The sequence below is a fragment of the Dactylosporangium sucinum genome (assembly GCF_014647515.1).
Taxonomy (GTDB): Bacteria; Actinomycetota; Actinomycetes; order Mycobacteriales; family Micromonosporaceae; genus Dactylosporangium; species Dactylosporangium sucinum.
Window position 1 is genome coordinate 251,348 of record NZ_BMPI01000001.1, and the last position, 19,914, is coordinate 271,261.

Consider the following 19,914-nt stretch of genomic DNA (forward strand, 5'->3'; position numbering starts at 1 on the left):
CCTCATGCTCACCGCCGGACACGTGCTGGCGTGAGCCCGTCAGGAAACCCACGCATCGGGAGAGCCGACATGCCAACCGGTAGCACCGTCCTGTTCATCCACGGTCTGTGGCTGCACGCCAGCTCGTGGGACCCGTGGATCGACCTGTTCCGCACGGCCGGCTACCAGCCGGCGGCGCCCGGCTGGCCGGGCGACCCCGAGACCGTCGAGGAGGCCCGGGCCGACCCGGAGGCCATCGCCGACCACGGCATCGACGACGTCGTCGCGCACTATGCGAAGATCATCGACGGGCTGGCCGAGCGGCCGATCCTGGTCGGGCACTCGTTCGGCGGCATGATCGCCCAGAAACTGCTGGGGCAGGACCTCGCCGCCGCTGCCGTCGCGATCGACGCCGCCCAGATCAAGGGCGTGCTGCCGCTGCCGCTGTCGGCCCTGCGCTCCACGCTGCCGGTGTTCCGCAACCCCGCCAACAGGCACCGGGCCGTGACGCTGACGGCCGAGCAGTTCCGGTACGCCTTCGGCAACGCCATCTCCGAGGAGGAGTCGCTGGAGCTGTACACACGCTGGACGATCCCGGCTCCGGGCAAGCCCCTGTTCGAGGCGGCCGCCGCGAACTTCGACCCGCACTCGCCGGCCAAGGTGGACACCGCCAACGAGATGCGCGGCCCGCTGCTGCTGATCAGCGGCGGCCGGGACCACACGGTGCCCGAGACGGTCACCCGCGCCACCCTCAAGCAGTACCGTCACTCCGACGCGGTCACCGACCTCATCGACTTCCCCGACCGGGCCCACTCCCTGACGATCGACCACGGCTGGCGCGAGGTGGCCGACACCTGCCTGTCCTGGCTCGGTCGCAACGGCCTGTAGGGGCCACCGGCCGCGACGGCGCTCATCGCCGCCGCCGCGCGCCGTCCAGTGAGCCTCGGCGGCAGGGCCCCGTCGGCTGGGCGTCCTGCCGCCGGACCGGCGGCCAGCATCGACCGAAGGAGAGCGCATGGACCTGCACCTGTCAGGTACGACCGCCCTGGTCACCGGGGCGAGCAAGGGCATCGGCCTGGCCATCACCCGGGGGCTCGCCGAGGAGGGGGTCACGGTGGTGGCCGCCGCCCGCACGGCCGGCCCCGAGCTGACCGAGCTCGCCGCGCGCGCGGCGGTCCACGTCGTGCCGTCGGACCTGTCGACGCCGGACGGCCCGGCCCGGCTGGTCGACGCCGCCGTCGCCCTGACCGGCGGCCTCGACATCCTGGTCAACAACGTCGGGGCGGTGCAGCCCCGCACGGGCGGCTTCCTGTCGGTGACCGACGAGGACTGGACCGCGACGCTGACCATCAACCTCCTCGCCGCGGTCCGCACGACCCGCGCGGCGCTCCCGCACCTGCTGGAGCGCGGCCGGGCCAGCGTCGTGACGGTCAGCTCCGTCAACGCCGTCCTGCCCGACCCGCTCGTCATCGACTACAGCGCCGCCAAGGCCGCGCTGTCCAGCTTCTGCAAGGCGCTGTCCAAGGAGGTGGGTCCGCGGGGCGTCCGGGTGAACACCGTCAGCCCGGGGCCGGTCTCGACCGGGCTGTGGCTCGGCACCGACGGGGTCGCCGCGACCGTCGCCCGCGCCGGCGGTCCCACGGCCGAGGACGTCGCGCGGCAGGCCGCCGGCGCCGCGGTGACGGGCCGGTTCACCCGCCCGGAGGAGGTCGCGGACCTCGTGCTGCTGCTGGCCAGCGACCGCTCGGCCAACGTCACCGGCGCCGACTTCGCCATCGACGGCGGGCTGGTCAGCACCCTCTGAGCTCAGCCGGCCGGCGGCCGCCCCGATCCGGCCGGCCGGACGCGAACCGGTTCGGCGTCGGCGTGACCCGGCGACGATCACCAGGCAGCCCGCGGAGCCCGGCAGCAGCGGGCGCACCTGCGCCAGGTCTCGGGCGTTGTCCAGCACGATGAGCACCCGGCGGCCGGCGACCCGGGTGCGGAACAGCGCCGCGCGGGCGTCGGCGCCGGCCGGGATCTCCTGGCGGCCGACGCCGAGGGCGGTGAGCATGTCGTGCAGCGCCTCGCCGGGCGCGACCGGCGGGCCGGCGGGGTCGAAGCCGCGCAGGTTCACGTAGAGCTGGCCGTCGGGGTACCGGCCGGCCACCTGGTGGGCCCAGTGGATCGCGAGGGACGTCTCGCCGACGCCCGCCGTGCCACCGATGGCGGTAATCACGAGCGCGTCGGGCGCCGCCGCCCGCGGCGGATGCGACGCCAGCGCCTGCGCCGGCTCGGCCCGGCGGCCGACGAAGATGGGCAGGTCGGCCGGCAGCTGGGCCGGCGGTGGCGGGCCGGCCTCCGCGCCGGGGCCCGGCCGCGCCGCGCGCCGCAGCACCTGGTCTCGGGCCGCCTGCAGCGCCACGCCGGGGTCGAGGCCCAGGTCCTGCGCCAGGCCGACGCGCACCCGCTGGTAGTGCTCCAGCGCCGCGGCCGGGCCGCTCGCTGCGGCGAGCAGGAGCACGAGCCGGGCCTGCAGCGGCTCGTCCAGGGGCGCCTGGTCGGCCGCCCGCGCCACGGCGGGCAGCAGCCGGTCGGCGACGCCCGCGGCCAGCGCCGCGTCCGCCGCCGCGCGCACCACCGCGAGATGCTCGCGCTCCACCGCGACGAACAGCGGATGGGCCCGCACCTGCGGGCCGACGCCGCTGGCGACGGGGCCCTGCCACAGGTCGAGGGCGTCGGCGAACAGCCCCGCCGCCGCAGCGCTGCCGGCGTCGGCGGCCCGGGCTCGGCCGACCAGCCATCGGTACCGCACCAGGTCGGCCGCCTCCGCGTCCACCGCGAGGCGGTAGCCACCGGCGGAGCGGATCAGCCACCGCCCGGCGGCGCGGCTGGGCAGGCCGGGTTGCAGCGCCCGGCGCAGCCCGCCGACCCCACGGTGTACCGCGTTGACCGCGCTCAGGGGCGGCTCCGTTCCCCACATCGCGTCCACGATCTCGGCCAGGCTGGCCGGCTGGCCGGCGCGAACCAGCAGCACCGCCAGCAGGGCCCGCTGCTGCGGGCTGCCGAGGTCGATCTCACGCTCCCCCAGCCGGGCCCGCACCGGGCCGAGCACCGTCAACCACATCCGCTCGCGCGTCAACGCGCTCACCGCCCGCTCCGTATCGAACCGATCCCGCCCGCACCTCTCAGCCGCAGGTTAGGACGGGCGCGGACGGGCCCGCGTACGTCACATGACGGTTCCCGGCCGCGGCCGGCCAGGGGGCTCTGGGCGACATGTGGTCAGCAGCCGGGCGGAGCGCTCAGGCCGCCTGCGGGTGGAGGGCGGTGCGCAGCGCGGCGCGCGAGCTGATCCCGAGCTTGGGGAAGATCCGGTGCAGGTGCGAGCTGATCGTCCGGTGTGACAGGTAGAGCCGCTCGCCGATCTCCCGGTTGGTCAGGCCGTCGGCGGCCATCTGGGCGATCTGCAGCTCCTGCGGGGTCAGCTGCTCGCGGGCGGCGGGGATCCGGCGGCGGATCGTCTCCCCGGAGGCCCGCAGCTCCTGCCGGGCCCGGTCGCTCCACGGGATCGTGCCCAGCGCGTCGAACGTCTCCCCGGCCGCGCGCAGGCGCCCGCGGGAGTCGGCGGCCCGCCGCTGGCGGCGCAGCCAGCCCCCATAGGCGAGCTGGACGCGGGCCCGGGCGAACGGCCACCGCACCAGGTCCGCCCGTAGTGCGTCCTCGAACAGCGCCTCCGCGTCGGCGTCGGCGGCCAGCAGCGCCCGCGCGTAGCGCAGGCCGGCGTGCAGGGCCGGCGAGGGCGTCACCCGGGCCACGTCCTCCAGCTGCGCCACCACGTCGGCGACGGGCCCGCGGTGGCCGCCGCGCACGGCCGCCTCGACCAGGTCGGCGACGGCGAAGCAGCGCAGCGCCGGATGGTAGGCGGGGTCTGCGGGGTCGTACATGCGGCTCAGGTGTTCATACGCCTCGGCGGGGCGGCCATCGGCCAGCGCGGCCAGGCCGCGGGCGTGGCAGACGGTCGCCAGCACCGGCCGGGCGGCCACCCGCAGCGCCGCCCGCTCCGCCTCGGCGGACAGGGCCTCGCCCTGGTCCCAGTCCCCCCGCAGGGCGGCGAGCAGGGCCTGGGTCACGCGCGCCGTGGCGTACATGATCGGCTGCGCCGTCTCGCGGCTCAGCCGGGCCGCCTCCTCCGCCGCCGGGATGGCCACGGCCAGGTCGCCCAGGTGCGCCGCGCCCCACGCCTGCGTCGCCAGGCACCGCGCCAGCAGGCCGAGACGGCCCTCCGCGCGCAGCTGCGCGATCGCGGTGGCGCTGAAGCCGACCGCCAGGTCGAACGCGCCCACCAGCAGCGCGGCCTCGGCCCGGCGGGCCGCCCGCCCGTGCCGGCTCGGATGCGTGGCCAGAAAGCGCAGGTGGTCGACGACGACCGCACCGGACTCGATCGGCGCGGCGAACGCGAGGACGGCCAGCCGCCGCCCGTCGTGCGCGTCGACCGGCAGCCCCTCGGCGACCCGCACGACCTCGTCGCGCATGGCCGCGCCGGGCTCGGTCCAGAAGCAGCGCAGCGCCGCGCCCCACAGCAGCTTCAGCGCGAGGCCGGCGTCGCCGTCGGCCGCGGCCCGCTCGGCCAGGTCGGTCAGCGACCGCGCTCCGGCCGGCACGTCGCCGACGCCGTCGTCGAACCGGCCCCGGATCCATGCCATCCGCGTGCGCTGCCGCGGCGTGAGCTCCGCCGCCGCGCCGGTGTCCAGCAGCCCGGACACGAGGTCCGGGCGGCCCAGCTCGAAGGCCAGCTCGGCGGCCCGCAGCAGCCGCTCTCCGCGCCGCTGCGGGTCGGCACTCACCTCGGCGGCCCGCCGCAGCGCGGCCACGGCAGCCTCCACGCCGCCCCGGCGGCGGGCGCGCCCGGCCGCGGCCTCCAGCTCCGCCGCCAGCTCCTCGTCCGGCCCGGTCATCGCGGCCGAGCGGTGCCACACCCGGCGGTCCGCGTCGTCGGTCAGCAGTGCCGCGAACGCGGCGTGCACCTGCCGCCGCGGCCCGATGCCGGCCCGCTGGACGACCGCCGAGCGCATCAGCGGATGCCGGAACGACACCCGCGCCCCTTCGACCTCCAGCAGTCGCGCCTGGACCGCCGGGCCGAACGCCTCCACCGTCGGCGCCTCGCCGCCGAGCAGCGCGGCGGCGGCGAGCACCTCCGAGAGCACCTCGCCGTCGCTCAGGGCGGCGACCAGCAGCAGCTGGCGGGTCGCCGCCGGCAGCGCCGACACCCGGGCGGCGAAGGCATCCTCGAGCCGTCGCGTCAGCGGCAGCGGCCCGATCGGGGCCACCCCGTCGCCGACGTCCCGCATCGCGATCGGCAGCTCGACCAGGGCCAGCGGGCTGCCGGCCGACTCGGCGAGCACCCGCTCCCGCACCGCCTGGCGCAGCGCCGGGGCGCCCGCGTCGAGCAGCGCCGCCGCGGCGTCGTCGTCGAGCCGGCCGACGGCGAGCTCGGGCAGCCCGGCTCCGTCGAACACGCTGCGCACGCCCTCCCGGACCGCCACGAGCAGCCCCATCGGCTCGAACTCGAGCCGCCGCGCGACGAACACCAGCACGTCGGCGCTGGCCCGGTCCAGCCAGTGCGCGTCGTCGACCACCAGTAGCAGCGGCGCGTGCGTGGCAGCCTCGGCCAGCAGGTTGAGCGTCGCCAGCGCCACCAGGAACAGGTCCGGTGCCGCGGCCTCGGTCCGGCCCAGCGCCGCCAGCACCGCGGCCCGCTGCGGCGCCGGGAGGCCGTCCGCGTGGGCCAGCACCGGGCTGACCAGCTGGTACAGCCCCGAGTAGGTGATCTGTGTCTCCGACTCGACCGCGGTCGCGCGCAGGACCCGAGCGCCGGCCGCCGCCGCGCGCCGCTCCGCCTCGGCCAGCAGCGCCGACTTGCCGATCCCGGCCTCGCCGCGCACCACGACCGCGCCGCCGCCGTCGCGGATCCCGGCCACGCGCGCACCCAGCACCGCGAGCTCAGGCTCGCGGCCGACGAGCGGCGCGGCGTGACGGTCGGGCAACATGGCCCACATCATCCCCCACCGCGCGAAGCGTCCGCCGGGCCGCCACAGTGCGCCGGTGATCTCGGCACGGACGGAGCGGGCCTGCTCCGCAGCCCGGCAACATCCGGGCCTCGGAGACCACAACCCGGCGCACGAGCCCTACGGGTTCAGCGTCGGCCGGCGACCGGGTCAGGCGGGTGTGGCGCTGGCGGGTGTGGCGTCGTCCGACGTCATCAGGTCGTCCGGCGCGGAGGCGAGCAGCGCGTGCGTGGTGTAGGAGATGTGCCGGGTCAGTGCGGCCTCGGCCTGCTCGACGTCGCGGGCGAGGACCGCGTCGCGCAGGGCGCGGTGCTCGCCCGCGATGTCGCGGGTGTCCTCGCCGCCGAGGTGGCGCGACCACCGGCGGTAGAGCTCGGCGGCATCGCGCAGCGAGGCGGCGATGTCGCGCAGCCGCCGGCTCGGGCAGCCCTCGAGCAGGGCCGCGTGGAACGTGGCGTGGGCGGCGGCCCAGTCCTCGTTGACGGTCGGCGGCTGGGTCGACGCGAGCTCGGGCGTGCGGTCGAGGGTGTGGTACGCGGCGACGAGGCGTGACTCCCAGGCGATGTCGCCGTGCGTGATGGCGTGCCGCAGGCACAGCGTCTCGATGTCGATGCGTGTGCTCGTCAGGTCGCGCAGGTCCTCCTCGGACACCTGCGTGACCCGGAAGCCGAGCTGCGGCTCCGACAGCACGAGGCCCTGCTCGACCAGGCGGGACAGCGCCTCGCGGAGGACGCCAACGCTCGTGCCGTAGCGGGCGCCGAGCTCGGCGAACGGCAGCCGCTGACCGGGGAGGAGTCGTCCGGTCAGGATGTCGCCGCGGAGGTTGGTGTAGATGCGCTCCGCGCGGGTTTCACTGCGTGGCATGGTTGACAGTCTAGGAGAATCTTGAGACATCGGCACATTGTCGAAATCGCCGCATGTTGTCGAACGCCACCGAGGGCCATCCGGACACGCTCACCAGCGGCAGCCACCTGGCAACCGTCCACCAGCGGCACGGCGGCGGCCCGCGCCGGACTCCCCGCCGCCGCGGCCGTCCGGCGCCGATACGCGGTTCAGTGTGCACGCAACCGCGCCGCCGCGGGTGCCCGCCCACCGTCGCCAATCCGACCAACCCCGCGGTACCGCTAAACCCGGCGAATGACACGGTACCGGAATCTTCTCGGCGGGCGGCAGCCCGCGAATGTGGCCGGAGATGTAACAGATCACCGCTGAGATTCGAAAATGTATTGACACCTCGAATAGGCGTTGAACATACTCGGCGATCAAGGGGCCTGCCAGGCATCTTCACCGACGAGGAGCGTGGGCGATGGCGATCCAGCGGGTCGAAGTGTTCCGGCTCCGCCAACCGGTCACGGCGGCGGCCGGTCCGTCCGGCGCCACCTACCACGAGCGGCGCAGCATCCTCGTCCGGCTACGGGACGACGACGGCCTCGACGGCTGGGGCGAGACCTACGCCCGCGCGGGCGTCGCCGCGACCATCGAGGAGATCGGCGAGCTACTCGTCGGGCGCGACGCCAGCGACGCACGCCCGCTGATCGACGAGCTCCGGATCGCGACCGCCGATCAGCTCGCGCTCAGCGCGATCGCGATCGCCCTTGACGACCTGCGCGCCCGCCGGCTCGGCGTGTCCGTCTCCGCCCTCTACGGCGGCCGCCGGCGCGACAGCGTCCGCGGCTACGCCTCCAGCGGCGGTTACGTCGAAGGCGTCGACCCCGAGCGCAGCTGGCCCGACGAGGTCTCCGCGGCCGTCCGCGACGGCTTCACCGCGTGCAAGATCCGCATCGGACGGTTCGCACCCACCCGCGAGCTGCCGATCCTGGCGAACGTCCGCCGCCTGGTCGGCGACGAGGTTGATCTCATGGTCGACGCCAACGGCGCCTACGCGGTGCCCCGCGCCCGTGAGGTCGCCCGGGGCCTGGCGGAGCTGCGGTTCCGGTGGCTCGAGGAGCCGCTCATCCGGCACCGCGGCGGGCTCACGTACCCGGGGTACGAGCACCTCGGCGGGCTCGACATCGCCATCGCCGCGGCCGAGGGCCTGGAGACGCGGGGCGCGTTCGACGCCTTCCTCAACCGCACGCCGGTCGACATCGTCCAGCCCGACGTCGCGATCTGCGGCGGCATCGGCGAACTGCTGTTCGTCGCCGACCTCGCGGCGTTGCGCGGTCGGCAGTGCGTACCGCACGCCTGGGGCGGCGCGGTGCTCCTGGCCGCGACCCTCCAGGCGATCAGCCTCATCCCCGAACCGTCCGAACTGGTCGGGCCGGACTCCCCACTGCTCGAGGTGGACCGGTTCGACAACCCGATGCGCACCCGGCTCGCGAGCGAGCCCTTCGCCTTCGCCGCCGGTCGGATGTCCATCCCGGACGGCCCCGGTCTCGGCATCACGGTCGACGAGGACTTCGTTCGACACGCGGCTGGCTGACCGGCGCAGCACCCACCAACGCATGAACTGAGGCGATCGGAGACCCCCATGACGAATCTGATCAATCGGCGGACGATGTTGAAAGCGGGCGCCGGAGCGGCGCTCGGTGCAGGACTCTTCGGGCTCTCCGCGTGCGGTGACGACGGCACGCCGTCATCGTCGTCCAGCGGCGCGGCCGGCACGCCCAAGCGGGGCGGCACGCTGCGCTGGGCGGTTGCCGCCGGCAACGCGACCCAGGTCGCCGACCCGGCCAAGGCCAGCGGCACGATGCCGCTGCTGATCGCGACCAACTGCTACGACACGCTGGTCCGCGCCGACGAGAACTACCAGCTCACGCCCGCCCTCGCGACCGAGTGGGAGTCCACCCCCGACGCGCTCACGTGGACGTTCAAGCTGCGCCAGGGCGTGAAGTTCCACGACGGGAGCCCGCTCACGGCGCAGGACGTCGTCTACTCGTTCAAGCGGATCCTCGACCCGGCACTCGCCGCCGTCGGCCTGGCGCAGATCGGCCCCTACCTGCAGCCCTCCGGCATCGCGGCGGTCGACCAGAGCACGGTCAAGCTGACGCTGACCAAGCCCAACGCCTTCATCCCCGTGCTCGTCTCGGCGGCCGGCTTCAGCATCGTCAAGGACGGCACGACCGACTTCAAGGCCGGCAACGGTACCGGGCCGTTCACGCTGACCGGCTTCGACGCCGCCGCGCGGACCTCCCTCGCCCGCTTCGACGGCTACTGGCAGGACGGCAAGCCGTACCTCGACGCGGTACAGATCGTGGTCATCGCGGAGGACGCCACCCGGCTCCAGGCGGTGACCTCCGGCAGTCAGGACGTCGTCGACAACATCACCGGCGCCAACACGCTGCTGCTCAAGGGCAGCGTCGAGCCCTACATGCTCAAGAACGGCGGCTGGGTCGGCCTGACCATGTTCGGCGACACCGCCCCGTTCAACAACCAGAAGATCATCCAGGCCATGCAGTACGCCGCCGACCGCAAGAAGATCATGTCGGTCGTGGCGCCCGGAATCGACATCGTCTCGCCGGACATCCCGATCCCGCCGGCCGACCCCTTCTTCCCGTCCGGCCTGCAGCCGCGGCCCTACGACCCCGACCGCGCCAAGGCCCTGCTGAAGGAGGCCGGCGTCAGCGGCACCTTCGGGTTCGACGTCTACGCCTACGAGGGCGACAAGCTCGACACCGCGGTCAGCTTCAAGAGCACCGCCGAGGCCGGCGGCATCAACGCCAACGTGATCACATGGCCGCACGCCACCTTCTTCACCGACATCTTCAAGAAGAAGCCCGCGATCGGCATCAGCGTGGCGCGGCTGCACGTCTCGCAGGCCCTGCCCCGGCTGTACGGCAAGGGCGGCGACCTCAACATCACCCACTTCTCGAACCCGCAGTTCGACGAGCTCGTCGCCAAGGCGACCGCGACCACCGACCAGGCGCAGCAGAAGAAGCTCTTCGGCGACGCGCTCGCGATGGTCAACGACACCGCGGCCAACGTGATCCCCGGCTGGGAGGGCCAGGTGTACGGCAAGAACCGCAAGGTGCAGGGGCTGTCCGCCGCCAACGGCGCGCACATGTACCTGGCCGGCGCCTACCTCGCCTGACCCCATGACACAGACCGCCGCACAGGCCGGGCGCCCTCGCACACGCAGGGCGCCCCGCCGCCTGCCGTACCTCGTCCGCCAGCTCGGCACGCTCGTGGTCACGCTCTTCGCGATCACCGTGGTGATCTTCGGGCTGACCGCGATCGCCGGCGACCCCGCCCGCGACATCCTCGGCCAGTACGCCACCGACGCCCAGGTGACCGCCTTCCAGCAGATCCACGGCCTCGACAAGCCCGTCGTGGTGCGCTACCTCGACTGGCTCGGCGGGCTCTTCCGCGGCGACCTCGGCATCTCGTACCAGTCCAACGGCCCGGTCTGGGACGTCATCTCGCCCCGGCTCGGCCCGTCCGTCGTGCTGGTGCTGTTCTCCTGGCTGCTCACCGTCGTCGTCGCGGTGCCGATCGGGCTCTACTCCGGCGTCCGGCTGCGTGGCCGCCGGGACGCGTCGCTCACGTTCCTGACGCTGATTGTCGCGGCGTTCCCGGAGTTCGTGCTCGGCCTGATCCTGGCCATCGTGCTGGGGATCTGGCTCGCCTGGCTCCCGGTCGACTCGACCGCGGTCAGCGCCGGCGGCCTGTTCGACAGCCCGACGGCGTACGTGCTGCCCGGCATCACCATCGCGCTCGGCACGGTGCCCTACATCATCCGCCTGATGCGGGCCAACGCCCGCGAGGTGGCGTCGGAGACCTACGTGCGGGCGGCGGTGCTGCGCGGGGTCACCGAGCCGTCGCTGTCCCTGCGGCACATCCTGCCCAACGCAGCCCCGCCGGTGGTCACCGCGCTGGGCCTTCAGTTCGCCGGTCTGATCGGAGGCGTGGTGGTTGCCGAGACCCTCTTCGGGTTCCCGGGCATGGGCCAGTTGCTCGCGCAGTCGGCCGCGTCACGCGACGCGCCCGTCGTCGAGGCGCTCGCGTTGATGATCGGCGCGCTGTTCGTGATCGCCAACCTGGCCGCCGACGCGATCGTCGTCTACGTGACCCCGAAGCTCCGGGACGCAGTTCGATGAGCGCCGACATCCTGCGCACCGTCACCGCGGGCGACGTCGCAGCGCCCCGCCGGCGCGGGTGGCGCAGCTTCCTCGCCATCCCGCAGGGCGGCCTCGGCGTCGCACTGCTCCTGCTGCTCCTGCTGCTGGTCGTGATCGGGCCGTTCGTCGCGCCCGACACGCCCAACGAGATCAGCGACCAGCCCATCCTCGGCCCGTCCGCCGAGCACTGGCTCGGCACCGACGCCTACGGCCGCGACATCCTCAGCCGGGTGCTGCACGGCGGCGCCTCGGTGATCCTCCTGCCGCTGGTCGCCGTCTCCGCCGCCATGGTGGTCGCCACGCTCGTCGGCCTGGTCTCCGGCTACCTCGGCGGCAAGGTCGACGCGGTGGTCACCTGGGTCATCAACATCGCCCTGGCCATTCCGTCGTACCTCGCGGTCCTCGTCGTCGTCGCGGCGTTCGGCGGCGGCGGCGCGGTGGTGGTCACCGCGGTCGCGGTGGTCTACGCCCCCTACATCACGCGGGTGATCCGGTCGTCGACGCAGGCCATCGCGCCACGCGAGTTCGTGCTGGCCGCCCGCGCGCGGGGCGAGTCGCTGGGCTGGATCCTGTTCCGCGAGATCACCCCGAACATCGGGCCGACCCTGCTCGTGGAGATCGCGCTGCGCTTCACGTACGCCATCATGTTCATCGCCTCGCTGAGCTTCCTCGGGCTCGGCGTGCAGCCGCCCAGCTCCAACTGGGGCGTCATGGTGGCCCAGAACCGCACGCTCCTGCTCGTCTCGCCGGTCGGCGTGCTCGTGCCCGCGCTGCTGATCGGCGTGCTGGCGATCGCGGTCAACCTCATCGCCGACGCGCTGACGCAGTTCTTCGGCGACCGCATCCACGAACGGCTCATGGTATGACGGCGCAGGCCGCGCGGGTGACCGCGCAACGTGACGGCGACCTCGCGGCGGACGGCCTCTCCGTCGGCTACCGCTCGCGCGAAGGGCTGACCCAGGTCCTCGCCGACGTGTCGGTGCGGCTGCGGCCCGGGCGGATCCTCGGCCTGGCCGGCGAGTCCGGATCCGGCAAGAGCACGCTCGCGCTGTCCCTGCTCGGCTACCGGGTCGCGGGCCAGGAGACGCTCGCCGGCCGGGTCGCGTTCGACGGCCAGGACCTCGACCGCGCCTCGATCAAGGAGCTGCGCAAGGTCTGGGGTGCGCGGCTGGCGTACCTGCCGCAGGACACCGCCACCTCGCTCAACCCGGCGCTGACCGTCCAGCGGCACTTCGTCGAGGTGCTCCGCCGCCACCGCGGCCTCGACACGGCGACGGCCGTCCAGCGCAGCGCGGAGTGGCTCGGCCGGGTCGAGATCCCCGAGCCCGAGACCGCGCTGCACAAGTACCCGCACCAGTTCAGCGGCGGCCAGCAGCAGCGCGTCGCGCTCGCGCTGGCGCTGTCGGTCGAGCCCGAGGTCCTCATCCTCGACGAGCCGACGACCGGCCTCGACGTAGTCACCCAGGCTCATGTCAACCGGCTGATCGTGGCGCTCGCCCGCGACGCCGGCATCGCCGCGCTCTACGTGAGCCACAACCTCGCGCTGCTCGCGACCGTCTGCGACGAGCTGGCCATCATGTACGCCGGCCAGGTCGTCGAGCAGGGCGTCGCGGCCGAGGTGTACGCGGCGCCGCGGCACCCGTACACCGCCGCGCTGATCGGCGCCGTGCCGACGATCGCCTCGGACCGGCCGCTGCACGGCATTCCCGGCATCCCCCGCCCGTCCGTGCCGGTGCACGTCTGCGGGTTCGCCGAGCGTTGCCACCTGCGCCAGGCGGCCTGCGACGTCGACGTCCCGCTGGTCATCCTCCCCGGCGACCGTGCCGCGCGGTGCGTCCGCCTCGACGACCTCCCGCCGTTCGTCCCGGCCGCCGAACCGGCCCCCGCCACGGCGGCGGCACGGCCGGCGGAGGGACCGGCGCCGGCGGCCGGGACGGCAGGCGACGCGATCCTCGCCGTCGACGGTGTCGGCGTCGTCTTCGCCCGGCCCGGCTCGGGCGAGCCGTTCGTGGCCGTCGACGACGTCTCGGTGCGGGTACCGGCGGGCCGTGCGCTGGGTATCGCGGGCGAGAGCGGCAGCGGCAAGTCGACGCTGCTGCGGGCGATCGCCGGCCTGGTGCGGCCGTCGTCGGGCACGATCACCTATCGCGGTGCGGCCCTGCCGGGGCTCGCCGGGGAGCGTCCCGTCGCGCTGCGCCGGGCGATCCAGATCGTGTTCCAGAATCCCGACGCCACCCTCAACCCCCGGCACACCGTCTACCAGTCGCTCGAACGGCCGCTGAAGCTGTTCCGGCCCGACATCGCCCGGCGCGACCGGCGCGACGCGGTCGCCGCGATGATGCGCCAGGTGCGGCTCTCGCCGGACCTGCTCGACCGGTTCCCGCGACACCTGTCGGGCGGGCAGCGCCAGCGGATCGCGATCGGCCGGGCGCTGCTGGCCGAGCCCGAGGTCCTGCTCTGCGACGAGGTCACCTCGGCGCTCGACGTGTCGGTCCAGGCGTCGATCCTCGAGCTCCTCGTGGGCCTGCGGGCCGAGCGGGAGCTGACCGTGGTGTTCGTGACCCACGACCTCGGCGTGCTGCGGGCGGTCGCGGACGAGGCGATCATCCTGCAGCACGGGGTGATCCGGGAAGCGGGGCCGACCACGCGGCTGCTCCGGGCGCCGGCGCATCCGTACACGATGGAGTTGATCGCGGCGGTCCCCAACCCGGAGCGGGCCGCGGAGTTTCTTGGTGGAGGGTCCTGACCGTGCATCCCGCCGCTCGTGCCGAGTTCGCGCCGCTGCCCCGCACGTACCTCAACACCGCCGGGTACGGGCTGCCCACCGCCGGCACCGTCGCCGCGCTGGAGGGCGCGCTCGCCGCGTGGCGCGACGGGTCGGCGGACTGGGTCAATGACTGGGACGTCAAGGCGGAGCGGTGCCGGGTCGCGGCCGGCCCGCTGCTCGGCGCACCGGCCGACGAGATCGCGTTGCTGCCGGCCGTCTCGGTCGGCGCGGGCGTCGTCTTCGGCTCGCTGTCGCCGGGCGACGAGATCCTGACCGCCGAGGGCGAGTTCGCGTCGGTGCTGCTGCCCGCGCTCGTCGCGGCCCGCCACCGCGGTGTCGGCGTCCGCCAGGTGCCCTTCGACGCGCTCGCCGCCGAGGTCGGCCCGCGGACCACGCTGGTGGCGACGAGTCACGTGCGCTCCAACGACGGCCGGGTGCAGGACCTCCCCGCGGTCGCCGGCGCGGCGCGCGCGGTCGGCGCCGCCGTGCTCGTCGACGCCACGCACGCGGCCGGCGTGCTGCCGGTCGACGCCGAGGCGCTCGGCCTCGACTACGTCCTCGTCGCGGCGTACAAGCACCTGCTCTGCCCGCGCGGCGTCGCGCTGATGCGGATCGCCCGGGAGCGGTGGGACAGCGTGCCGCCGGCCGTCGCGTCGTGGCGGTCGGCCGGCGACGCGTACGCGCACTACTACGGCCCGACCCTCGCCGACCTCGCCGGTACGGCGGCGCGGTACGACGTCTCGCTCGCCTGGCACGCCTGGGTCGGCGCGGTTGCGGCCCTGGAGTTCCTCGTGGGCGTGCCGGCGGCCGAGCGCCGGGACTGGTGCGTGAGCCTCGCCAACGAGACGGCCAAGCTGCTCGGGCTGCCACCGACCGGCTCGTCGGTGCTCGCGGTCCCGGTGCTGGACCGCGACGCTGCCGCCGCCGCGCTGCGTGCGGCCGACATCGTCACGTCGGTGCCGCCGCCGGCCGGCACCGGCACCGGCGCTCAGGTCCGCCTCTCCTTCCACCTCTACAACGACATGTCCCAGGCCCGGCACGTCGCCGACGTGCTCGCGCCGTTCGTCCCGCAACACCCGCAGAGTTCCGGAGGTAGCCCGCAATGAGTTCGGTCGTGCAGGTCGAGTACGTCGGCGATCTCGCGCCGTACGACGACGAGGTGGCCGCCCTCGCCGAGGTCGGCGCCGATCTGACCGTGATCCGTGCCGCCGACGGCGATGCCCTGGTCGACGCGGCGCGCGACGCCGACGTGATCTGGCTCGAGTGGACGCCGCACCTGACCCGCGACGTCCTGGCCCGGTTGCCGCGCCTCGGCCTCGCGATCCGCTGGGGCGTCGGCTACGACCAGTTCGACGTGGCGGCGGCGACGGAGCTCGGCATCGCGGTGGCCAATGCGCCGTCGTACTGCACCGAGGACGTCGCCGAGCACGCGCTCGCGCTGCTGCTCGCGCTCTCCCGGCAGGTCGTCCACCGCGACCGCCAAGGCCAGCAGGGACTGTGGCGCCACGGGCCGGCACCGCACCGGCGGCTGGCCGGCAGCACGGTGGGCGTGATCGGACTGGGGCGGATCGGCGGCCGCGTCGCGCGGATCGCGTCCGCGTTCGGCGCGAACGTGCTCGGCTACGATCCGGTCGCGCCCACGATCGACGCGCCCGTGCGCCGCGTGGACCTCGAGGAGCTGCTGCGCGAGTCCGACTTCGTCAGCGTCCACGTGCCGCTGACCGAGACCACCCGGCACCTGTTCGACACCGGCACGCTCGCGCTGATGCAGCCGCACGCCGCGCTGGTCAACACCAGCCGGGGCGGCATCGTCCGGCAGGAGGCGCTGGTGGAGGCGCTCGACGCCGGCCGGCTGGGCGCCGCGGCGCTGGACGTGTTCGAGCAGGAGCCGCTGCCGGCCGACAACCCGTTGCGCGGCCGCGACAATGTCATCCTGACCCCGCACGAGGGGGCCAACTCGCCGCAGGCGCTGCGTGACCTGCGCCGCGAGGTGTGCGGCGCCACCGTCGAATGGCTCCGCACCGGCTGGGCCGCCTCGATCGTCAACCCGCAGGTCCGCCCGCACGCGCGTGGCGTCGCGCAGGGGGCACGCTGATGGCGCGCCGGGTGCTCGCGCAGGGCGGCGAGATCATCCTCAGGGAGGTGCCGGATCCGACGCCCGGGCCCGGTGACGTGCTCGTCCGCCCGCGCTACTCGGTGATCAGCCCGGGCACCGAACGGTCGATCGTCCGGGCCACCCGGACCAGCGTGGCCGAGGCCCACGAGTACCCCAACGCGGCGTACGAGTGGCGCACCATCCGCTCGGGCGGGGTGCGCGGGCAGACGCGGATGCCGCAGATGCCGCCGACCGACGCCGCGTCGCTCGGCTACAGCCTCGCCGGTACCGTCGTGGCGGTCGGCGACGACGTGCTCGACCTGCGGCCCGGCGACCGGGTCGCGTGCAGCGGCAGCCAGTGTGCGTACCACTGCGAGCTCGTCGCCGTGCCGCGCAACCTGACGGTTCCGGTGCCGGAGGCGGTCCGGCTGGAGGCGGCCGCGCACGTCACCCTCGGTGCGGTCTCCATCGAGGCCCTCCGGCGGACCGGGTGCCGCTTCGGCGAAACCGTCGCGGTCTTCGGCAGCGGCATGCTGGGCCTGCTCATCGCGCAGCTGGCGGCGTCGGCCGGCATCTACGTGGTGGCGCTCGACACCAACACCGAGCGGCTCGCGCTCGCGACCGCGCTGGGTGCCGTCGCGACGCTCTCCGACACCGGCGAGGATGGGCTCGCGCGGGTACGGGCGCTGACCGGCGGGTTCGGCGTCGACGCGGTGATCGTGGCGGCCGCCGACCCCGGCAGTACGCTGGTCAACTTCGCGTTCGACCTGCTCCGCCCGGGCGGGCGGGTGGTGGCGCTCGGCGACTTCGGCATGGACCTCGACCGCAAGCGGTTCTTCGCCGCACAGGCCACGTTCGTACCGTCGGTCGCCTACGGCCCCGGCCGCTACGACCCGGTGTACGAGGAGAACAACGTCGACCTGCCGGTCAACGCCGTCCGCTGGACCGAGAACCGCAACATGGGCCACTTCGTTCGCCTGCTCGCTGAGGGACGCCTCGACCTGGCCGCGATGCAGGCGGTACGCGTACCGTTCGCCGACGCGCCCTCGGCCTACCGCGCGCTGTTCACCGACGACTCCCCGCTCACGGCAGTGCTCGACTTCGGTGACTGACGAGTGGAGTGTCGACCTGCGCTGGCTGGACGACCCGCGGCTGTCGCCGGCCGGCGACCGGGTGGCGTACGTCGAACGCGCGCTCGACCACGCCGCCGACGCCGTCGCGTCCCGGGTCGGCGTCGTGCCGGCCGGCGGCGGGCCGACGACCTGGTTCGGCGAGGGCGCCGCGCCGCGCTGGTCGCCCGACGGCCGCCGGTTGGCGGTGTGCCGTGGCGCCGCGCTGTGGCTGGTCGACACGGCGACCGGCGCGGCGCAGCGGCTGGCGACCGCCGACGGCGGACAGGTGACGGAGCCGGCCTGGTCACCGGACGGCACGCGGCTGGCGTTCACCCACGTCGCGCTGGTCGAGTCGCCCGACGGATCCCGGGTCGACGGCCGGGCCGGCCTGTACCGGCGCCACCGGCGCATCCGGGTGGTCGACGACCGAGGTCGTCCGCTGTGGACGGTCACCGGCGACGCGTACGGACCGCAGTGGTCACCGGACGGCGGGCGGCTGGGCTTCCTCACGACCCGGTTCGGCGCGCGGCCCGACCTGTGTCATGTCGACGCCGCCGCCGGGGCGGACCCGGTCACCCGGATCACCGACGGCGCGGGTCCGGTCCGCGGCTTCGCGTGGAGCCCAGACGGTGGCCGGCTGGCCTACCTGAGCCACCGGCACGGCGACGCCGGCGACGTCAACCTGCGCCTCTGGCTGACCGACCGCGCCGGGCACGCCCCGGCCGACCTGACCGCCGCGTGGGTGCACGGCCTCGGCAATCCGGTGCGCGGCGACGACCCGCGCGGCACCGGCGACGCGCCCGTCGTCTGGTCGGCGGCGACCGGCCGGATCTACGCCGAGGTCGCGGTCGGCGGGCGCGGCCCGCTCGCCTGGTTCGCCCCGGTGTCGGGCACCGACGGCCTTGCCTTCGACGGCGCCCACGCCTGCCTGTCCCCCACCGCCGGCGGCGGCCGGGTCGCGTTCGTGCGCAGCGACGCGGCCAGCCCGGGCGACGTCCACGTCGCCGACGAGGCGTCGGGCCGCTCGCGCGCGGTGACCGACGCCAACCCCGACGCCGCGCGTCGCGCCCTGCCGATGGCGCCGCTGTCCGTGCGGGCCGGCGACGGCGTCGCGATCGACGCCTGGCTGACCGTGACGCCCGGCGACGCGACCCGGCCGCTGCTGGTCAACGTGCACGGCGGCCCGCACGGCGCGGTCGGCTGGCGGTACACCGCCGAGGTCCAGCGGCTGGCCGCGCGCGGATACGCGGTGCTCACCCTCAACCCCCGCGGCAGCCAGGGCTACGGCGAGGCGTTCGCCACCGCCATCCGCGGTGACTGGGGCGGCACCGACTGGTCGGACGTGTGCGCGGCGGTCGACGCCGCGACCGCGCTGCCCACCGTGGACCCACGGCGCACGGCGATCTGGGGGGTCAGCTACGGCGGGTTCATGACCCAGTGGGCGGTCGCGCACAGTACCCGGTTCGCGGCCGCGGTCAGCGAGAACGGCATCAGCGACTTCGTCGCGGCCTGGGGGGCGGGCGCCGGTGCACCGACGTTCTGGGACCTGGCGATGGGCGGAAGGCCGTGGACGTCGCCGCGGTTCGTGGACCGGTCGCCGCTCGTGCACGCCGACCGCATCGCCACGCCGCTGCTGCTCGTCCACGCCGAGCACGACCAGGTGTGCCCGGTGGCGCAGAGCGAGCAGATGCACGCGGCGCTGCGCACCCTCGGCCGGGACGTCGAACTCGTCCGCATCCCGGGCGAGGGGCACCTGATGAACCTGCACGGCCGCCCGTCGAGCCGGGCCCGCCGGGCCGCGGCGGTCGACCGCTTCCTCGACCGCCACCTGTGCCCGGACCCGCGGGAGGCCCGGTAGCCGCGCCCGTACACCCCGAGGAAGAAAAGCCCGCCGCGGCGCGGGACCGCCTAGATGGCGGCGTGCACCGAGTCCACGCACCGCTGGCGGATCGCGCCGATCCGCTCGATCGTGCTGACCACCTCGTCGCCCGGGCGCAGGTACACCGGAGGCGTCCGTCCGGAGCCGACGCCGTCGGGCGTGCCGGTGAAGATGAGGTCGCCGGGCAGCAGCGTGCACACCGCCGACAGGCGCGACACGATGCCCGGCACCGAGACGATCATGTCGCGGGTGCGGCCGGACTGCATCAGCTCGCCGTTGACCATGCATTCAAGAGCGAGGTCGTCGACGTTGTCGAACTCGTCGAGCGTGACGAGCCACGGACCGGTCGGGCCGAAGCCGGGGAACGACTTGCCGAGGCTGAACTGCGGCGTCTGCCCGAGTGTCTGCACCCGCCGCTCGGAGTAGTCCTGCCCGACCGTGAGCCCCGCGATGTGGCGCCACGCGTCGTCGACGGAGACGCGCGTCGCCCGCGTCCCGACCACCGCGACGAGCTCGACCTCCCAGTCGACCGTGTCGCCGGGGATCGGCAGGTCGCCGTGCGGGCCCGTGATGCACGTCGGGAACTTGGTGAACGTGACCGGGACCTCGGGGATCTCGTAGCCCGCCTCGAGCGCGTGCGCCCCGTAGTTGAGGCCGATCGCGAAGACCTGCGCCGGTCGTGGCGACGGGGCGCCGAGCGTGGCCTCGTCGATGGGTGTGACGTCAACGGTGTCGTCGAGCGAACCGGCCCATGCCCGGAACTCGGCCCAGCAGGGGTACACCGCGGCCGGGTCCGCCAGGAACCGGCCTCCGCTCGCCCGCTCGACGTCGATGCCGCCGGCCTCCGTGACGATGGTCAGCCGGCCGTCGACGTTCGCGATCCGCATGTGCCGCTCCTTGCTCACCGAGGGGCCGGCCGCCGGCCCGCTACAGCATCACGCCGATGTGTTCGACGAGTCAATAGATTTTCGAAAACGTGCC

14 protein-coding genes and 1 pseudogene are annotated in these 19,914 nt (G+C 74.6%); 11 read left to right on the forward strand and 4 right to left on the reverse strand.

Translation table 11 applies throughout. The features are described from left to right. Nucleotides 1-69: 69 nt before the first annotated feature. On the forward strand, nt 70-867 hold the full coding sequence (locus tag IEZ31_RS00805; protein ID WP_190247713.1) for an alpha/beta hydrolase: 798 nt from the start codon (nt 70-72) through the stop codon (nt 865-867). A gap of 127 nt (nt 868-994) precedes the next feature. Next, complete coding sequence (locus IEZ31_RS00810; RefSeq protein WP_190247791.1) at nt 995-1,783, forward strand: oxidoreductase; 789 nt, start codon at nt 995-997, stop codon at nt 1,781-1,783. A gap of 579 nt (nt 1,784-2,362) precedes the next feature. Here IEZ31_RS00810 and IEZ31_RS55965 read toward each other — a convergent pair. From IEZ31_RS55965 to IEZ31_RS00820, 3 genes and pseudogenes are all read right to left on the reverse strand, one after another. After that, nucleotides 2,363-3,085: pseudogene (locus tag IEZ31_RS55965) on the reverse strand (AfsR/SARP family transcriptional regulator); the annotation flags it as partial. A 175-nt stretch (nt 3,086-3,260) separates the two neighbouring features. After that, the gene (locus IEZ31_RS58105; RefSeq protein WP_190247714.1) at nt 3,261-6,005 is read right to left on the reverse strand and encodes an ATP-binding protein; all 2,745 of its coding nucleotides are present in this window, start codon (nt 6,003-6,005) and stop codon (nt 3,261-3,263) included. A gap of 168 nt (nt 6,006-6,173) precedes the next feature. Further along, nucleotides 6,174-6,887 (reverse strand): GntR family transcriptional regulator, encoded by a 714-nt coding sequence (locus IEZ31_RS00820; RefSeq protein WP_190247715.1) that lies wholly within the window; start codon nt 6,885-6,887, stop codon nt 6,174-6,176. A gap of 442 nt (nt 6,888-7,329) precedes the next feature. On the opposite strand from IEZ31_RS00820, the gene IEZ31_RS00825 reads away from it, so the two are divergent. Genes IEZ31_RS00825 through IEZ31_RS00865 form a run of 9 tightly spaced genes read left to right on the forward strand, consistent with a single transcriptional unit; the run spans nt 7,330 to nt 18,912 of the window. Continuing rightward, nucleotides 7,330-8,445, forward strand: coding sequence for a mandelate racemase/muconate lactonizing enzyme family protein (locus IEZ31_RS00825; protein WP_190247716.1), 1,116 nt, complete (start codon nt 7,330-7,332; stop codon nt 8,443-8,445). A gap of 48 nt (nt 8,446-8,493) precedes the next feature. Beyond that, complete coding sequence (locus IEZ31_RS00830) at nt 8,494-10,053, forward strand: ABC transporter substrate-binding protein (protein ID WP_190247717.1); 1,560 nt, start codon at nt 8,494-8,496, stop codon at nt 10,051-10,053. A gap of 4 nt (nt 10,054-10,057) precedes the next feature. Then, on the forward strand, nt 10,058-11,059 hold the full coding sequence (locus IEZ31_RS00835; protein WP_190247718.1) for an ABC transporter permease: 1,002 nt from the start codon (nt 10,058-10,060) through the stop codon (nt 11,057-11,059). Next, a complete protein-coding gene (locus tag IEZ31_RS00840; protein WP_190247719.1) occupies nt 11,056-11,946 on the forward strand; it encodes an ABC transporter permease in 891 nt (296 codons plus the stop codon). The genes IEZ31_RS00835 and IEZ31_RS00840 overlap by 4 nt, the downstream gene beginning before the upstream one ends. After that, nucleotides 11,943-13,826: a dipeptide ABC transporter ATP-binding protein gene (locus IEZ31_RS00845; RefSeq protein WP_190247720.1), complete on the forward strand. Its 1,884-nt coding sequence runs from the start codon at nt 11,943-11,945 to the stop codon at nt 13,824-13,826. The genes IEZ31_RS00840 and IEZ31_RS00845 overlap by 4 nt, the downstream gene beginning before the upstream one ends. A 2-nt stretch (nt 13,827-13,828) precedes the next feature. After that, nucleotides 13,829-14,953, forward strand: coding sequence for an aminotransferase class V-fold PLP-dependent enzyme (locus tag IEZ31_RS00850; RefSeq protein WP_190247721.1), 1,125 nt, complete (start codon nt 13,829-13,831; stop codon nt 14,951-14,953). Then, entirely contained in the window at nt 14,950-15,942 is a 993-nt protein-coding gene (locus IEZ31_RS00855; RefSeq protein ID WP_190247722.1) for a C-terminal binding protein, read from the forward strand. Before IEZ31_RS00850 ends, IEZ31_RS00855 begins: the two co-directional genes overlap by 4 nt. After that, a complete protein-coding gene (locus IEZ31_RS00860) occupies nt 15,942-17,054 on the forward strand; it encodes a zinc-dependent alcohol dehydrogenase (protein WP_190247723.1) in 1,113 nt (370 codons plus the stop codon). The genes IEZ31_RS00855 and IEZ31_RS00860 overlap by 1 nt, the downstream gene beginning before the upstream one ends. Continuing rightward, the gene (locus IEZ31_RS00865; RefSeq protein ID WP_190247724.1) at nt 17,047-18,912 is read left to right on the forward strand and encodes a S9 family peptidase; all 1,866 of its coding nucleotides are present in this window, start codon (nt 17,047-17,049) and stop codon (nt 18,910-18,912) included. The genes IEZ31_RS00860 and IEZ31_RS00865 overlap by 8 nt, the downstream gene beginning before the upstream one ends. 50 nt (nt 18,913-18,962) lie before the next feature. On the opposite strand, the gene IEZ31_RS00870 is transcribed toward IEZ31_RS00865, so the two are convergent. Then, a complete protein-coding gene (locus tag IEZ31_RS00870; protein ID WP_190247725.1) occupies nt 18,963-19,820 on the reverse strand; it encodes a fumarylacetoacetate hydrolase family protein in 858 nt (285 codons plus the stop codon). Nucleotides 19,821-19,914: the final 94 nt, after the last annotated feature.

What these genes read in the sequence shown, in the direction of transcription:
- IEZ31_RS00820 (WP_190247715.1), bottom strand. Translation starts at nt 6,887, where the DNA reads ATGCCACGCAGTGAAACCCGCGCGGAGCGCATCTACACCAACCTCCGC.
- IEZ31_RS00830 (WP_190247717.1), top strand. Translation starts at nt 8,494, where the DNA reads ATGACGAATCTGATCAATCGGCGGACGATGTTGAAAGCGGGCGCCGGA.
- IEZ31_RS00825 (WP_190247716.1), top strand. Translation starts at nt 7,330, where the DNA reads ATGGCGATCCAGCGGGTCGAAGTGTTCCGGCTCCGCCAACCGGTCACG.
- IEZ31_RS00860 (WP_190247723.1), top strand. Translation starts at nt 15,942, where the DNA reads ATGGCGCGCCGGGTGCTCGCGCAGGGCGGCGAGATCATCCTCAGGGAG.
- IEZ31_RS00845 (WP_190247720.1), top strand. Translation starts at nt 11,943, where the DNA reads ATGACGGCGCAGGCCGCGCGGGTGACCGCGCAACGTGACGGCGACCTC.
- IEZ31_RS00805 (WP_190247713.1), top strand. Translation starts at nt 70, where the DNA reads ATGCCAACCGGTAGCACCGTCCTGTTCATCCACGGTCTGTGGCTGCAC.
- IEZ31_RS00855 (WP_190247722.1), top strand. Translation starts at nt 14,950, where the DNA reads ATGAGTTCGGTCGTGCAGGTCGAGTACGTCGGCGATCTCGCGCCGTAC.
- IEZ31_RS00835 (WP_190247718.1), top strand. Translation starts at nt 10,058, where the DNA reads ATGACACAGACCGCCGCACAGGCCGGGCGCCCTCGCACACGCAGGGCG.
- IEZ31_RS00870 (WP_190247725.1), bottom strand. Translation starts at nt 19,820, where the DNA reads ATGCGGATCGCGAACGTCGACGGCCGGCTGACCATCGTCACGGAGGCC.
- IEZ31_RS00840 (WP_190247719.1), top strand. Translation starts at nt 11,056, where the DNA reads ATGAGCGCCGACATCCTGCGCACCGTCACCGCGGGCGACGTCGCAGCG.
- IEZ31_RS00810 (WP_190247791.1), top strand. Translation starts at nt 995, where the DNA reads ATGGACCTGCACCTGTCAGGTACGACCGCCCTGGTCACCGGGGCGAGC.
- IEZ31_RS58105 (WP_190247714.1), bottom strand. Translation starts at nt 6,005, where the DNA reads ATGTTGCCCGACCGTCACGCCGCGCCGCTCGTCGGCCGCGAGCCTGAG.